This window comes from Butyrivibrio sp. WCE2006 (assembly GCF_000701985.1).
Taxonomy (GTDB): domain Bacteria; phylum Bacillota; class Clostridia; order Lachnospirales; family Lachnospiraceae; genus Butyrivibrio.
This window is the reverse complement of the sequence record NZ_JNKH01000005.1, coordinates 57,714-72,527: the sequence shown is the minus strand read 5'-3', so window position 1 is coordinate 72,527 and position 14,814 is coordinate 57,714. Positions and strand designations below refer to the sequence as shown.

The window sequence follows — 14,814 nt, the reverse complement described above, 5'->3', positions numbered from 1 at the left end:
CGGATCTCCCACAAGCAAAGAATGCGTTCTGCCAAAACTTGTCCTTATATAGCTATCAACGTAAGGAACATTCAAAGATGCAAGAGTTTCATCATAAAACTCATGCATCTCATTCATTGATTTTCTATTCTTATAAACAATTTTTTTCTTTTTCAATATCATATTATCTGAAATTAAAGCTTACATCCAGTTTTGTCTATACAATATGTTCATTCTAATCTTTACTCGCAAAAAAATAAAGCCCAGGAGGCTTATTTCCTGAGCTTTATCTACCTTTTATTTTGTATTTTTTCTTGGTACATCTATATCTATTCCAGCCTTAAGGATTATCTGAAACCTGTCATCATAAATCTTGATCTCCTTGATGTAGCGTCTAACCATAATATCATCAAACTCTGTGACCTCTGTTGGAACCTCCCGAAGGAATTTTTCCATCTCTGCAACTTTTCTCTTAACTCCTTCATTCATTGCCTTATCAACCATCAGCTCTTTCTTATCAGCTTTGAGCTTTTCTATCTCCTCCGCTAATTTCGAATAATCTTTCCTTGCCTGGGCAAGCTCTAACAACTCTTTCTGTTTTTCTTATATATTGAGACTCATTTCTGGATAAAGATAAGGAAGCAATTGACAGCTTCAGGGGAGAGTACATGAACTCCTATACCTGGGCGAGTGCAACCGAAGGATATCTTGACGACGTTTTGTAGGACAGTCGGTGATATAGTTATTACAACATTAAGATTTCCGGTGAGGGGGAGATTCTAATGCGACGATCAGACACACGGTGGCTGATCAAAGTACAAAATGTTTACGAAAAAGAAGAGGCGCGGCTTAGGCCGCGCCCTTTCGTTTTTATTTCACGACTACTTTTACAGTAGAGGTTGTCTTTTTGCTTTTGCCTTTGGCTCCGACTGTAACCTTGAATTTATAGGTTCCCTTAGCGGCGCCCTTCTTGAATTTGATGGTGATCTTTCTTCCTTTTATCTTTATTTCGGCGTTATCGGCAAGCTTCTTCTTTGTAAGGTTTTTGACAGTTATTTTTCCTTTTGAGTTATCTACTGACAAGGTAACTGTCTGAGCTTTTTTCTTAAGCTTGCGGGCTGAAAGCATTGTCTTGTCTGAAGTTATAATTGCCTTAGTTGATTTCTTAGCTGATTTCTTAATGCTGTCAGTACCGCTTACGGACTCATTTGAAGCGGTATCCACAGGGGTAACCGATTCTTTTGAAGCAGTCTCGGAAGCTTTTTCAGAATTACCTGATTCAGACTTTTCGGGAGTGACTTCTGCAGGTTTATCCTGGCCGTTTTCCTGGCTCTCATTACTGCCATTTTCAGTTTTTGTATCAGAAGGCTTTTCCTCAGGATTCTCCGACTTTACCTCAGGCTTCGGTTCGGGCTTAGGCTCGGGCTGAGGTTCCGGAGTTGGTTCCGGCTGAGGCTCGGGTTTAGGCTCCGGCTGAGGTTCCGGAGTTGGTTCTGGCTGAGGCTCGGGTTTAGGCTCCGGCTTCTTGACCTCTGACTCATCATATGGAGTGCCAAGCTTCTTGGCTTTGTAATAGTTTATGCCCTTTTCATCAGCGTAAAATACCTGATCATAGATATATACAGATTCTCCGCATACATAGAAAACAGGATTGAAGGAAATAGCAAATACATATTTTTTATCAGGATCAAGATCATATAATTTGTAGTTACTATATGAATCCTCAACATTCAAAGCCAGATAATTCCTGGAGTCTTTTGCCATATTAAGCGCTGCCTTATAACTTTGAAGCACTGCATCTCTGCTGTAAGTATCAGGAAGAGCAGCATATCCTATTGAAAACAAAGTCTGGTAATTGTAGTTATAAGAGTTGCTTCTTGGATAATATCCCTTCAGCACATCCTGATTCAGGAACTGCTGCAGTGCTGATGTCCAGTCGAGCTCAGCGGTTTTTCCGTTTCGCGATAGTGTCACATCGTACATATAGGCATTGTTACAGGAATTCTTTACCTGTGTTCCTATGGAAGTATATTTTTCACCTGAATGTGTTGTGATATTTTTGGTGTATGCGTATACAGTATCTTTTTTTCTGGATTTGTTTGAAAAACCGCATTTCATAATAATCATGTATGTAGTGTTGTTTTTCAGACCTGAAAAGGTATAACTTGTGTCTCCGTTTTTGACTTTTATCGGAGAGGATTCAATTTTTTTCATGGCCTCTCTGAAATTTGGTCCGTAATTAGACTGGTAACCATACTGACGTTTGTCAGCGACGGGATCATAGTTTGCACATTCAACGCACATGAGCTGTATATTGCTCTGCCCATTAGCGGGGCTTATTACAGTGCTTTCATCACTGTTTGATGACCAGTCTACAGTAATAGAGTTTTCCGTTACGGTAGGATTCATCCATATAGTTGCGCCACTATAGGATGAGCTTATCAAATACTTATTATATCCGGCAGAATCATAGGTTGATGTATCGAGCGGGACATACTCTGCTTTCTGATATTTTGTGCTATCATCCTCCCCGGTGGTGGTTACGGCATCGTTCTGAAAATAGCGAAGCATTATTTTACCTGTTTTTCCGTCGGTATAACTAATCTTTGCTCCAATTACAACGGTATAAGTATGGTTCGGAGAAAGACCCCTCAGCATGTAGTTACCCTGGGAATCGTTCAGACGATGCGTCTTTTTTCCGATCATTGCCTTTGCGGTTTTTAAGGCATTATCTTTTCCGTTTGCCTGGTCCCCGTAGCCCAGATAATAGGTGATGGTGGGTCTTGTCTTGTCCTGAAGTTCATTCTTCAGTTCCTTTATAAGACCTCGGTAATCCACCGTAGCGGTTGTTCCCGTAGCGCCGAGAACAGGAAGTTCCTTCGGCTTTGTGGAAGTGCAAACTCTTCCGAGAGTAATATTGCACATAGAAACTGACGGACTGCCGGGTGCGTATCTAAAATAGTATTCGACATTTACATAGTAGTTTTTATCAGACTGTAGACCTGTAAATGTGTACTGTCTTGTAGAACCACCAACTCTTACAGCACCACTTCCGGGACCATTTAAAGCGTGCGATTTTCCGTCATCCGGATCATAAATGACTACATCAAAATAATCGAAATAACCGCTTGGGTATTCAGCTCTTTTCCTCTTGTATTCGTAATCGGCAGCTTCGGTCCAGTCTACTGTAATGCTGTTTTCTGTGGCATCGATCCAGTAGATGTTTCTACCATCATTTGCAGCTTTTGCTTTGTTTGGAAAAAACATAGCAGACAAGCTAAAGAAGGCCATGATGAGTATCAGGCCCAAGTGACGTTGTGACATTTTTTTCATACCATTAATTCCCCTTAATAAAATTCCCCTTAAGGGGATATTATAGAGGAAATCGAAATTAAAGTAAATAAGGGCACTATGTGATTTCTAATTACCTCCAGCCAATTGTTCTCGCCAATTATATCTTATCGTCCTCATCCTTTTTAAACATCTTTTCCATTCTTATGTAGTACTCCAAAAGCCTTACTATATAGTCCGGAGCATGGCGCATATCACGTTCCCATTCCGTGACAGTTCTATAAGGGATATCAAAGTACTCACAAAACTCCCTGTGATTCATTCCGGTGCTTTCGCGCAGTTCCTTTATCTTTTTAGCCTTACATCACAAAAAATGTGGCATCAGAAGTACTTGCTTTTACAAATTGTAGGCCCATAGCCATTTACCTCATCACTTTTACTGTATCGTCGGAGTTCTTTCTGATTGGATGCCTGACCACAGTTTTCAGTTTTTCCGGTGCGACTTTCCTTGCATCGCTCAGATAAATCTCATGGTGCATTCTCTGATCCGTAATATCAAGAACATATCCCTGCTCTTCCATAAACCTGTGCATTGCTTCTACCGTAGCAGGTTCATCATCATAAGATCCGATATGCATGCACTGCACACACAGACCTTCATCATAGGTGAAAAGCTCAACCTTTGAGAAATCCTGTTTTTTCTTAGCTGTAGCTTCCCTGACAGCCCACTCAAAATCCTCTTTCGATACAAAATCAGGCAAGCGGATGACTGATATCCACTGAAAATCTTCTTTATGATCATAGTCGATACCGGACACACCCTCTCCAAGGAATCGCCCCCTCCCTTCGGTCGGCGGCATATCGGTCGCCGCATTCAAATTCGGCTTCGCCGAAGCGGCTCCCTGCCACCAGAAGCCTTCCAACGGTGGCACCACATAGTCAAAATATCCGTCTATCTGACGATTACTCTTTTTACTCATCTTGATCGTAAACGCAATCCCATACAGAAGACCAATAGCCTGCTTATACTCACCGTCTTCATCGTTTGGATTTCCGCTGCCCCTGACCGCGATATAATTCATCTTCGGAACAGTAACGATAGACGGCGTGCCCTTCGGCATATAGAATTCTTTGTATTCCTTCTTATAATCTAACGCCATAGCCTTTTCTCCACTTCGTTTCAGTCGGTGTTAAACGATCGTCCACTGGACGATCAGCACCCCTCCGTCAGATCTTTCTCTTCATAAGGCTTATTCCAGGAACTACAATCTTTGTCAAAGCCTACATCATTCAAGCTCCCATCAGAAGCCATATGAATGAACGCCTCTCCATCCGGCGGGGCTACATCTCTAATTATCAATCTGTCGGTTTCTACTATCACATCACTTACCTACAATTTTCGATTCTTAGCAACTTTCTGAAACAAAAGGGGCTCTTAAATCGTAATCTGAAATCTCGGAAACAGATATTGGCAGTTTAATACCGATTATTGGGTCTTTATAATTCATGTGATATGAATGAGCGTCGCTGCCGCTTCTGTCCGCAGAATAAAGTTGTATCGTATCATTTTGCAAAGAAATAAATGCGTGCCCAAATCCCGCCGGGATCAGCACCGCAACAGCATTTTCTTCTGACAGTTCAATTGACTCCCATTTAAGATAGGTCGGCGATTCCTTTCTCAGATCAACAACAAAATCCTGCCCTCTGCCCTTTATGCTTTTCCTATCTCATATATACCTTACAAAAATGCCGCAGATGCTTTTCGATGTATTCCATGCATTCTTTCTCACACTTCGGTTGTCTGTCCGACCTTGCAATCTGCAGAACGGCCGGTGCGGTAAGTTCTACCGCAAGTAACTTCGGATCATCCTTTACGACTATCCCCTCATCCATCATTCCCTTGATAATCTTTGCAAACATCCTCTGTATCCCGTCCAACTGATGTCTGGTTGTAGCCTCGGAAATCCTTTCATTCCTGAACTGCTCTTGCACAAGAATCTTGTTAAGTAACATCAATTTATATCACATTATTATATCCATGTACTCATCGATTTTAAAGCAAATGTTCTCTGATCAGCATCTCTGCAACAGTTGTATTGAGTGCATATGTTGATGACTCATAGGTGAGGATCAGGCGCTTCCCGGAAATTATGTTGTTCTTAGTATACTGGTCTATTTTTCTGATGGCCTTTTCAACATATTCAGGATCATCCATTCTTCCCTCATGCTCCCAATAAATCTCTTCATATGTCTTTTTACTTAAGAATGTGAAATCGGGATAGACTATACCATATCCCTTTAGATGCAATGGGCATTCATACTTATACTCAATGCCCATGTCGTAGAACATATCCGCAAGAAATTTCTCGGATTTGGATCTTACTCTCTCACCCTTTTTGCTGTAGATTTCCGTTTTAACATCTTCAAAGTCTTTCCCGACGTATGGGACTGATTTCCAGTGGGTAAGAAGTTGTTCGTAAGTCGGCTCTACAGGCTTTACAAGGCTTTTTCTTTTGTCATTCATCCTGTTGTAGATGGCCTCTATCTCTGTATCGGCGTAATCCTTATTGAGAGCTTGAATTTGTTTAAGTCTTTTATCTACAAGTCTCTTTATTTTCTGATCATAACCTTTTTGAGCAAGACTCAATATCAGATCCTTATTCTCTTTTTTAATGTACGTGCCTTGTGTTTTACTTTTTGTACTCTCATCTGTGCATCGCATATACTGCACAATTTTACCTGATGATGTTATTCTAAGGTTTCCTTCAGGCGCTAAATCCAGTCGTGGGTCGACTATCTGCTTTAGTTTCTGAAGCCTCTCCTCTTCCATTGTTAGTAGTTTCTTTAATCCATACATGTTTTTTTACCTCTCATTTTTGTTTTATTTGTTATCAGGTATTTATTATTGATCACTGCTCTTCCTTGATTTATATGAAATACTGCAGTGTTATTTAATTGGCTGAATCTCTGCCAATATCTAATAGCTTGAATTTCTGGCAGTTCTATTATTGGCTGTAGTCCTGCCAATATCTGACATCATCTATTTAAGGCAGTGGAATAATCAAGCAGGAATCTGCCCGAAAATCGAGTTCCTAAATAATTGGCAGTGATGTTGCAAGCAACAATAAAAAGCGAATCGGTAAAAACACTGCCATAATTCCACTTAGCTAGAAATAAGCAGAATTCTCCCAGCAATTTCATCTGCCATAAATTGGTTTCTGGAAATATTAGCAGTGAATAGACTAAAAATGTTACTGCCAATTTTATAGAAAAAAGAATTATAGCAGTCCGCCAGACGGGCGGACTGCAAATTGAATACATTATTAGTTCTGCTCTCGCCCCCCAAAAGCGGGGCTCGCCAGAACAACCGCACCTGTAACACTCAGCCTTCGCTACCGCTTGTCTTCGTTAACAGGGCGACAGTCTCCACATGATTCGTCCACGGGAATTGATCAACGGCTACAGCTCTCTGAACATAATAGCCGCCCTCTGCAAGTATCTCCAAATCCCTTGCAAGGGAAGTGGGTTTGCAGCTTACGTAGATCATGTGCTTAACGCCATAATCTATGATTTTCTTCAGTGCCTTAGGATTGATTCCCTCGCGAGGTGGATCAAGGATGATCAGGTTTGGTTTATCCTCAATTTCATCAAGGACTTTTAGCACATCACCGGCTATGAACTCGCAGTCAAGGAGATGGTTTCTTGCGGCATTTTCCTTAGCTGCTGCGACAGCTTCCTCAACTATCTCGACACCGATTACCTTATTGGCAATAGGTGCAATAATCTGAGCGATTGTACCGGTTCCGCAATACAGATCGAATATGATCTTGTCTCCGGGATCCTCAGATGTATTATCATACAATCCATCAATGTATTCTCTGACTGTTCCATAGAGTACTTCTGCACTCAGTGAATTAGTCTGGAAGAATGAGAATGGTGTTATTCTGAATTTCAGTCCCAACAGTTCCTCGAAGAAATAATCCTGACCATAGAGGATTGTTGTTCCTTCATCAATAACTGCGTCGGCCTTAGAATCATTCTTAGTGTGAAGGATACCTACGATATGTCCTGTAAGCTCAAGTGTAAGCAGCAGCTCCTTATAATCAGACAGATCATGATCCTCCTGAGTAGTGGTTACCAAATCGATCAGAATATCTCCTGTCCGTACTGCTTTCCTGACAAGAAGATGTCTTAAATATCCGGTTTGTTTTATTCTATGGTAAAAAGAAACTTTGCCGGCCTTGTATAATTCACCAAAGTAAGAAAGTGTTGCGCTAAGTATCTGGCTATAATCATCATCAACGATTCTGCAGCCGGTGACACTTACAATATCATGCATGCTGTTTCTTTTGTGCATGCCAAGAGTGAGGGGCCCACCCAGCTCCTCATCTCCGAAGGTGAATTCCATTTTATTTCTGTAGGCAAATTTGATCGGACTAGTCTTTATCCCTTCCCAGGTATAACTCTGTGTCTGCCTCTCCAAAATAGGATTAAGAATTCTCCTTACCTGTTGCTCTTTAAGTCCCAGTTCCTTGACATAAGGCATGGTAAGGTAACTGCAGCCACCACATTTTCCAAAATGTATGCATGGACTCTCTATAGCATCCATAGGCTCTTCGAGAATCTCCAATAGCCTGCCTTCTGCTCTGCCATTTCTGTTTTTTATGATCACACAGGACACCTTTTGTCCGGGAAGCGTATTCTTTACAATAACCTTCCCATCAGGTGTCTCCATGATTCCTTTGTTCGGGAATTCAACCCGGACAATTCTTCCTGTTACGATATCTTTTTTCTTCATTTCTCCATATCCAGATCAACGAAATCGTCGTCATCAAAGTCGTCGAAATCGTCATCGTCATAATCAAAATCATCCTCGTACTCAGGCATCATATAGTTAAATACTAAGTAAGCAATTGTAGCAACAGCTGCTATGGCTCCAAATACTGCAAGACACCATAAAATTATATTTGCAGGCTTTTTAGCATTTGCTGCCTCTTTCTTTGCAAGAAGTTCATTAATTCTGGTCACCTCAAGAAGATCTTCAATTCTGTTCTTTTCCATTACTTACCCCTTTCCTGGACGTTATTTATGTTACCATTTGTGTTTTTATATGATGTGCAAGCATCGTTGCACCATGACTTTTCTCTTACCATCATATATATTATAACATTTACTTTTATACATTCTATCGAATTGACAAAGTTTATATTTTTTTAAGTTTAGCAAAGGCAGCGAACATGATTTTCTGTCCATATTCATCAAAATCTATGGTCACTTTGTAGTCTCTTGGTTCCTTATCGATATTTAAAACCGTTCCCTGTCCAAACTTAACGTGCAATACCCTGTCTCCTACGCCGTACTCCAATCCTACGGAAGCAGGCATTCCCTTTGAGAGGCCGGCTATTCCGGGCTTCCCAAGTGCTGCTTTACTGTGTGTGCTGGCTGCCCCTGCAATAAAAGGCTTATCCTTTGGAACAGCTCTTTTTTTCACCGGTGCCGGCTTAGCAACAGGTCTTCCGTATGAGGGCAAAACCGCTGCTCCTGTTCCAGCATAGGCACTTCTTTTAAGTGGTGAATTTGTGGTATTCATTCCATAGGCAGGCTTTGAAAAATCAATCTTCTTTTTGAAAATGCGTCCTGTTTCGATATCGATATCATCATCATCGTCTATAGATTCACCACCGTCAAATTGATATAAACTCTCAGCAAATCCTACTTTTTCCAGAAGGTTGTCAGGTATCTCTGTGACAAATCTGCTCATGCGATTGTACTCAAGCTGACCGCGATTCATTCGGCTTTTAGCACAGGTAAGAGTGAGATGCTTCTTTGCTCTTGTAATTCCAACATATGCAAGTCTTCTCTCTTCTTCAAGCCCCTCAGGGTCGCTGTCTTCATTCATCAGAGTCATGTAACTCGGGAACACATTCTCTTCCATTCCCGCAAGATACACATGGTCAAACTCCAGTCCCTTGGCGCTGTGAAGAGTCATCAAAAGCACCTTATCATCATCCTCTGACACATTATCTATATCAGCGACAAGTGCTACCTCTTCAAGGAATCCCGTAAGTGTGGGCTCATCCTCTTTTTCCTCATAGGCAGCCATTTTGGATATAAGTTCATCAACGTTCTGCTGACGCTCGTTATCTTCTGTATTTTCAAGATCATCCAAAGTATAAAGATAATCTATAAAGCCTATCTCTCTTATTACATGTTGCAGCAACTGATCAAGTCTTGCTTCCTTCGAAAAAGCTCTGAACACTCTGATCATTTCCGCAAAAGCTTTACACTTAGACTGAGCGGTTTTATTGAGTTCCGGAATCATGTCAGCTTCCGCACAGGCTTTAAGAAAGCTTATGTTTACCATGTCTGCATAATCCTGTACATGAGCAATACTTGTGGCACCAATTCCCCGCTTAGGTACATTTATGATTCTTCTGACTGCAAGGTCATCTGCGCCTGAATCAATTGTCTTAAGATATGCCAGCAGGTCCTTTATCTCACGCCTTCCATAGAAATTAACTCCGCCTACGAGATCATAAGGAATACCCTCATAGACAAAACGTTCTTCTATCAGACGTGACTGTGCGTTTGTTCTGTATAAAACGGCTATATCTCTGTAGTTTGCTTTTCCTGTTTTCTTAAGCTTACTTATATCTGAAGCTATAAATTCTGCTTCTTCTGGTGCCTGATTAACCTGCTTTAAGCGGACGAGTTCTCCTTCTTTTTCATCAGTCCAAAGTGCCTTGTCCTTACGTCTGGAATTATTCTTTATGACTGCATTTGCCGCGTCAAGAATACTCTGTGTGGATCTGTAATTCTGTTCAAGCTTTATTACAGTCGCATCAGGATATACCTTTTCAAAGTCCAGAATGTTTCTGATATTGGCACCGCGGAATCTGTATATACTCTGATCATCATCTCCGACTACACAAAGGTTTTTATATCTGTCCGCGAGGAGTCTTACAAATTCAAACTGTACATTATTTGTATCCTGATACTCATCTACCATGATATAGCGGAAGCGCTCCTGATATTGCTTCAATACTTCCGGTTCTTTCTGAAAAAGCTTCACGGTATTAAGAAGAAGATCATCAAAATCCATTGCATTATTCTTCTTCAAAGTATTCTCATATTCTATATAAGCCTTGGCTATTTTCTGCTTTCTGAAATCATTTCCTGCCGCAGTTGCATATTCATTTGCATCCACACAGTTATCTTTTGCATGTGAAATAGCAGTCTGGATTCCGCGAAGCTTCAGTTGCATGGTTTCTAGCTGATATCTCTTGCATATGTCCTTCAAAACTGATTTTGAATCATCGGAATCATAAATGGTAAAATTGTTTTCATATCCAAGCTTATCAGCGTAACGCCTCAGAATCCTTACACATGTGGAATGGAAAGTAGCTACCCATATGCTCTCAGAGCCAAAGCCAACAATTTTATCTACACGCTCCCGCATCTCACCTGCTGCCTTATTGGTAAAGGTTATTGCAAGGATGTTCCAGGGATTAACCCCGCATTCATCAATTAAATAAGCGATTCTGTGTGTAAGCACTCTGGTCTTTCCCGAACCTGCACCGGCAAGTATTAAGACCGGACCGTCTGTCTGCAGAACCGCTTTTTTCTGTTCACTATTTAATGTATCGTAAATACTCATTTTTTCCTCTTCTTACTTTCACTTTGAGGATCACCATTATGTCTTTTCTCTTCCACATGATCCAGGATATTTTCAATAAGAAGCATCTTCATGAAAACATCATAGGATAAAAGAGAAATAAAGTTAAAGGTCTGAAGATCACTCTTGTCATCTCCCTTAGCCTCTGTGAAAGACTCCTGGGCGATCTTGAATTTCCTTTCAATGTCTTTTTTTAATGTAGCTACAATCTCATCCTGTTCCTCATAGATAGTGGTATAAATATCCTTTAGTTTAATCTCCGCATTTTTATCGCCAAAGCGCTTATACAGAGGCTCAAAAAGGGTCTGTATATCACTGAAGGACAGAATGTTCTTGTAGTAATATATAAACATCAGCAGAATAATATGATCTTTTGAATACTTCTTCTTGATAGGAGGTGGCAAAAGATCATTCTTTGCATAGTTATTTATCATTGTTTTAGTAAGTATCTTGTCAGCTCCGGGGTGCCTTGATGATCTGCGAAGACTCTCCTCCATAAAGGTGAGGAGCTGATCCATGTAGAGGTCGATATTTGGAATCTCCTCTACGTCAACCTGTCTCGTCCTGTCAAGGCTGGCCATTATACTGTTTAAAAGATCGTCATAATCTAATGTCATATAATTTCTCCGATAATTATTTTCATGACTAGTGTAGTTGTTTTTATATTTCTCGACTATATTGCTTAGATATAATTTGCAATCTACAAGGCGGAAGAAGGCGTCGATGGGGCTCCATCGACAACTGATGACAACGCAGTAGATTCAAATTATAGCAAGCATATAGTCGAGTTAATAAAAAACAGCTGCACTAGGCAATATTACGCTTTACTTCATCTGCCTGATGCATCATTTCTCTTGCATTTTCAAGGGTTGAATCAGTTATCTGCGCACCTCCGAGCATTCTGGCAAGCTCAGATATACGATCATCCTCTGAGAGCTCACGGATTCTAGTAACAGTTCTCTCCTGTCCGCCCTCATCATGAGTTCCCTTTGCAATCTCATAATGATTATCTGCCATTGCAGCTATCTGCGGAAGGTGTGTTATGCAAATTATCTGGTGTTCCTTTGCAAGGAAGCCCAGTTTTTCTGATACCTTCCAGGCTGTCTGACCGCTGATTCCGGCATCGATTTCATCAAATATAAGAGTGTCGATATCATCCTTCTGTGCTACAACAGTTTTTATTGCAAGCATAATTCTTGAAAGCTCACCGCCACTTGCTACCTGATCAAGGGGTCTGATTTTCTCACCGGGATTAGTGGATATCATAAACTCTACATCATCATAGCCAATGGATGAAACCTTCTCCTCGTCAGGTCTTATCTCTATCTCAAACCTTACATCTATAAAATTAAGATCCACCAGTGCTTTTCTTAAAAGCTCAGACAATACTGCAGCATTTTTCTTTCGAAGTTCGGATATCTTTTTGCAAAGCTCAAGAACCTTCCCATGAAGTTTTTTCTCCTCTGCGATAAGCTTATCCCTGTAAGCTCCCAGATCTTCAAGCTTATTAAGCTCTGCTTCTTTCTCATCCCGGTAACTAAGAACAGCCTCTATGCTGCCACCATACTTATCCTTTAGATGATTGATAGTATTAAGTCTGTCCTCAGTCTCAGCAAAATCCACATCATCAAATTCAAGCTCATTTATGTAAGATGAAATCTCATGTCTGAAATCCGATAACAGATTATCTATATCTACAAGCTGTGAAAGAAGCTGATCAGCCTTTTCATCATAGCTGCTTACTGCTGAGAGCTCACGTACCGCTCTTCCTATCGCATCTGCAGCGCTCTCCTCAGAACTGCCTGCTCCTGTTGCACTGGCTGCAATTCCAACAGCCTCCGCAATTTTCTTGGAGTTGACCATTCGTTTGTACTTGGTTTCAAGAGCTTCATCCTCTCCGGGCCTTAGATCTGCTTCATTTATTTCATTAAATTCAAAGCCTGCCAGATCCTTTTGTCTCTCTCTTTCCCTTTCATCGAGATTGGTCTCATCAAGACTGTTCAAAACATTTTTCCAGTCCTTAAATGCCAGGGCACATTTTTCCTTCAAAGCTGAAAGCTCTTCACCTGAAAAATCGTCAAGAATCTCAAGATGCTTTTTCTTGTGTAACAGTTCCTGATTATCATTTTGTCCATGAATATTGATGAGAATATTGGATAAATCTCTGAGCTGTCTGGCGCTGACGGTTTCTCCGTTAGCCTTGCAAACACTTCTGCCTTCCATGATTTTTCTCTGGAGTATAAGCGTTCCATCCTCATCCACGGGAATATCCAGTGCCTGAAGGCTCTGAAGCTGTGCCTTGTTCTTTATTCCAAAGCTCAATTCTATCAGCGCATAATCTGCTCCGGTACGAATCATTCCGCTATCAGCCTTTGCACCGAGTGCAAGATTCACACTTCCTATAATTACTGATTTTCCGGCACCGGTCTCACCACTCATTATGTTCAGACCGTTTTTAAACTCAACCTCCTGCTCATTTATAAGAGCAAGATTTTTTACATGTAAACTGTATAACATATTTACCTCTTTTCTTTCCTGCTTCTTCGGGCAAGCTTAGAAAGAAATGTTATTATCCGATCATTTCGTTCAGTCTCTTCATAACCTTCTGAACACCTTCAGTTGTTCGAATTGCCGCCATGATAGTATCATCTCCGGCAATACAACCTACCACTTCCTCAAATTCAAGGGCATCAAGAGCAGCAGCAACTGCCATCGCCATTCCGGAAACGGTTCTTATAACAAGTATGTTCTGGGCATAGTCCATACTGATATAGCCGGCTCTCAGTACATCCACATATTTATCATTCATGGATGCAGAGTCCTGCAAATAAACATATTTATGTCTTCCATCAGGAGTCGCTCTCTTAGTCAGGCGAAGCTCTCTTATATCTCTGGAAACTGTTGCCTGAGTCACTTTAAAACCTGCAGCGTTAAGCATATCTGCAATCTGGTCCTGGGTCTCTATTACATTGTTCTGGATGATTTCAATCAGCTTACTGTGTCGTTTTTTCTTCATACAAGTTTTTTCCTTAATATGTTTAAAAAGCTCTCTTTGCTTAGTTTCACAATCTTTGTCACCTGACTCGCTGCTGTTATGTCTATTCTATCGCCACTTTGCATTATCATTCTCTTACCGCCATCAAAGGAAGCCTCCAGTTTTTGAATACTGTCATCTCTTCCCTTTCCGATTTCTATCGTAACTCTGTCATGCTCAGAAAGAAGGATTGTCCTGGCATTGGCATTGTGTGAGCAGATAGGTGTAAGAAGTAATATCTGCGCCTTAGGATCTACGATAGGTCCTCCTGCTGACATATTATAGGCTGTTGATCCTGTGGGAGTTGATATTATGATTCCATCCGCCTGATAGCTTGTAAGTGGCAGATCATTTACAAATACATTAAAACTGAAAACCTTAAGAGATGAACATCTGGCAATGACGATGTCATTTAATGCACAGATTCCGACACCTTTTCCGGTTCCCTGACAGGGAACCCCCTGAAGCATCATGCGGTCCTCAATCTCATACTCACCCTTAAGAAGCTTATCCATTGCTTCCTCTACTCCTGAGAGTTCAACCTCAGTCATATAGCCAAGAGTTCCTAAGTTCACGCCGATAAGAGGAATATTCTTTTCCAGAACATTGCCTGCGGCCTGCAGCATCGTTCCGTCCCCACCAAGAACAATACAGCATTCTGCATCATCCGGAACATCACAATAATAATCCCTGTTACCATGCTCATCACAGGCCAACGTCATCTCGGCGACCTTACAGACGCCTCCATGACTTTCAAGATAGTCCCTTATCCTTAAAGTTTCCTTCATTTCAGGATCCTTGGTCTTATTGGTGATAATGAAAAACCGCTTCATAG

Annotated in this window: 16 protein-coding genes; all 16 read right to left on the bottom strand. The window is 41.0% G+C overall.

The features are described 5' to 3' along the window. Positions 1-276: 276 nt before the first annotated feature. The 16 genes from T501_RS05305 to T501_RS05245 all read right to left on the bottom strand — a co-directional run bounded on the left by T501_RS05305 (position 277) and on the right by T501_RS05245 (position 14,812). Positions 277-567 carry a hypothetical protein gene (locus tag T501_RS05305; protein WP_044913721.1) on the bottom strand — a complete coding sequence of 97 codons (291 nt, stop codon included), beginning with the start codon at positions 565-567 and terminating at the stop codon, positions 277-279. A gap of 282 nt (positions 568-849) precedes the next feature. After that, positions 850-3,312 carry a fibronectin type III domain-containing protein gene (locus T501_RS20030; RefSeq protein ID WP_050008152.1) on the bottom strand — a complete coding sequence of 821 codons (2,463 nt, stop codon included), beginning with the start codon at positions 3,310-3,312 and terminating at the stop codon, positions 850-852. A gap of 118 nt (positions 3,313-3,430) precedes the next feature. After that, entirely contained in the window at positions 3,431-3,592 is a 162-nt protein-coding gene (locus T501_RS20655) for a helix-turn-helix domain-containing protein (RefSeq protein WP_081843048.1), read from the bottom strand. A 100-nt stretch (positions 3,593-3,692) separates the two neighbouring features. Then, complete coding sequence (locus T501_RS05295) at positions 3,693-4,430, bottom strand: GyrI-like domain-containing protein (RefSeq protein WP_044913720.1); 738 nt, start codon at positions 4,428-4,430, stop codon at positions 3,693-3,695. Between the two features lie 53 nt (positions 4,431-4,483). Next, complete coding sequence (locus tag T501_RS21235; protein ID WP_155994792.1) at positions 4,484-4,651, bottom strand: hypothetical protein; 168 nt, start codon at positions 4,649-4,651, stop codon at positions 4,484-4,486. A gap of 25 nt (positions 4,652-4,676) precedes the next feature. Then, a complete protein-coding gene (locus T501_RS22665; RefSeq protein ID WP_242845486.1) occupies positions 4,677-4,952 on the bottom strand; it encodes a dTDP-4-dehydrorhamnose 3,5-epimerase family protein in 276 nt (91 codons plus the stop codon). A gap of 40 nt (positions 4,953-4,992) precedes the next feature. Next, the gene (locus T501_RS05290; RefSeq protein ID WP_050008151.1) at positions 4,993-5,283 is read right to left on the bottom strand and encodes a hypothetical protein; all 291 of its coding nucleotides are present in this window, start codon (positions 5,281-5,283) and stop codon (positions 4,993-4,995) included. Between the two features lie 40 nt (positions 5,284-5,323). Then, complete coding sequence (locus T501_RS05285; protein WP_044913719.1) at positions 5,324-6,127, bottom strand: hypothetical protein; 804 nt, start codon at positions 6,125-6,127, stop codon at positions 5,324-5,326. Next, positions 6,115-6,297, bottom strand: a complete 183-nt coding sequence (locus tag T501_RS05280; protein WP_044913718.1) for a hypothetical protein — start codon at positions 6,295-6,297, stop codon at positions 6,115-6,117. The genes T501_RS05285 and T501_RS05280 overlap by 13 nt, the downstream gene beginning before the upstream one ends. Before the next feature lie 355 nt (positions 6,298-6,652). Further along, positions 6,653-8,068, bottom strand: a complete 1,416-nt coding sequence (gene rlmD / locus T501_RS05275) for a 23S rRNA (uracil(1939)-C(5))-methyltransferase RlmD (RefSeq protein WP_026510821.1) — start codon at positions 8,066-8,068, stop codon at positions 6,653-6,655. After that, positions 8,065-8,331 carry a hypothetical protein gene (locus tag T501_RS05270; protein ID WP_026510820.1) on the bottom strand — a complete coding sequence of 89 codons (267 nt, stop codon included), beginning with the start codon at positions 8,329-8,331 and terminating at the stop codon, positions 8,065-8,067. Before T501_RS05270 ends, rlmD begins: the two co-directional genes overlap by 4 nt. A 142-nt stretch (positions 8,332-8,473) precedes the next feature. After that, positions 8,474-10,927 (bottom strand): ATP-dependent helicase, encoded by a 2,454-nt coding sequence (locus T501_RS05265; protein ID WP_044913716.1) that lies wholly within the window; start codon positions 10,925-10,927, stop codon positions 8,474-8,476. Next, positions 10,924-11,562, bottom strand: a complete 639-nt coding sequence (locus T501_RS05260; RefSeq protein WP_026510818.1) for a DUF1836 domain-containing protein — start codon at positions 11,560-11,562, stop codon at positions 10,924-10,926. Before T501_RS05260 ends, T501_RS05265 begins: the two co-directional genes overlap by 4 nt. 190 nt (positions 11,563-11,752) lie before the next feature. Then, positions 11,753-13,462, bottom strand: coding sequence for a DNA repair protein RecN (gene recN / locus T501_RS05255; RefSeq protein WP_044913714.1), 1,710 nt, complete (start codon positions 13,460-13,462; stop codon positions 11,753-11,755). A 52-nt stretch (positions 13,463-13,514) separates the two neighbouring features. Next, positions 13,515-13,961, bottom strand: a complete 447-nt coding sequence (gene argR / locus T501_RS05250; protein WP_026510816.1) for an arginine repressor — start codon at positions 13,959-13,961, stop codon at positions 13,515-13,517. Then, entirely contained in the window at positions 13,958-14,812 is an 855-nt protein-coding gene (locus tag T501_RS05245; RefSeq protein WP_026510815.1) for an NAD(+)/NADH kinase, read from the bottom strand. The genes argR and T501_RS05245 overlap by 4 nt, the downstream gene beginning before the upstream one ends. Between the last annotated feature and the right edge of the window lie 2 nt (positions 14,813-14,814).

What these genes read in the sequence shown, in the direction of transcription:
- T501_RS20030 (WP_050008152.1), bottom strand. Translation starts at nt 3,312, where the DNA reads ATGAAAAAAATGTCACAACGTCACTTGGGCCTGATACTCATCATGGCC.
- T501_RS20655 (WP_081843048.1), bottom strand. Translation starts at nt 3,592, where the DNA reads ATGAATCACAGGGAGTTTTGTGAGTACTTTGATATCCCTTATAGAACT.
- T501_RS05295 (WP_044913720.1), bottom strand. Translation starts at nt 4,430, where the DNA reads ATGGCGTTAGATTATAAGAAGGAATACAAAGAATTCTATATGCCGAAG.
- T501_RS05290 (WP_050008151.1), bottom strand. Translation starts at nt 5,283, where the DNA reads ATGTTACTTAACAAGATTCTTGTGCAAGAGCAGTTCAGGAATGAAAGG.
- T501_RS05285 (WP_044913719.1), bottom strand. Translation starts at nt 6,127, where the DNA reads ATGTATGGATTAAAGAAACTACTAACAATGGAAGAGGAGAGGCTTCAG.
- rlmD (WP_026510821.1), bottom strand. Translation starts at nt 8,068, where the DNA reads ATGAAGAAAAAAGATATCGTAACAGGAAGAATTGTCCGGGTTGAATTC.
- T501_RS05270 (WP_026510820.1), bottom strand. Translation starts at nt 8,331, where the DNA reads ATGGAAAAGAACAGAATTGAAGATCTTCTTGAGGTGACCAGAATTAAT.
- T501_RS05265 (WP_044913716.1), bottom strand. Translation starts at nt 10,927, where the DNA reads ATGAGTATTTACGATACATTAAATAGTGAACAGAAAAAAGCGGTTCTG.
- T501_RS05260 (WP_026510818.1), bottom strand. Translation starts at nt 11,562, where the DNA reads ATGACATTAGATTATGACGATCTTTTAAACAGTATAATGGCCAGCCTT.
- recN (WP_044913714.1), bottom strand. Translation starts at nt 13,462, where the DNA reads ATGTTATACAGTTTACATGTAAAAAATCTTGCTCTTATAAATGAGCAG.
- argR (WP_026510816.1), bottom strand. Translation starts at nt 13,961, where the DNA reads ATGAAGAAAAAACGACACAGTAAGCTGATTGAAATCATCCAGAACAAT.
- T501_RS05245 (WP_026510815.1), bottom strand. Translation starts at nt 14,812, where the DNA reads ATGAAGCGGTTTTTCATTATCACCAATAAGACCAAGGATCCTGAAATG.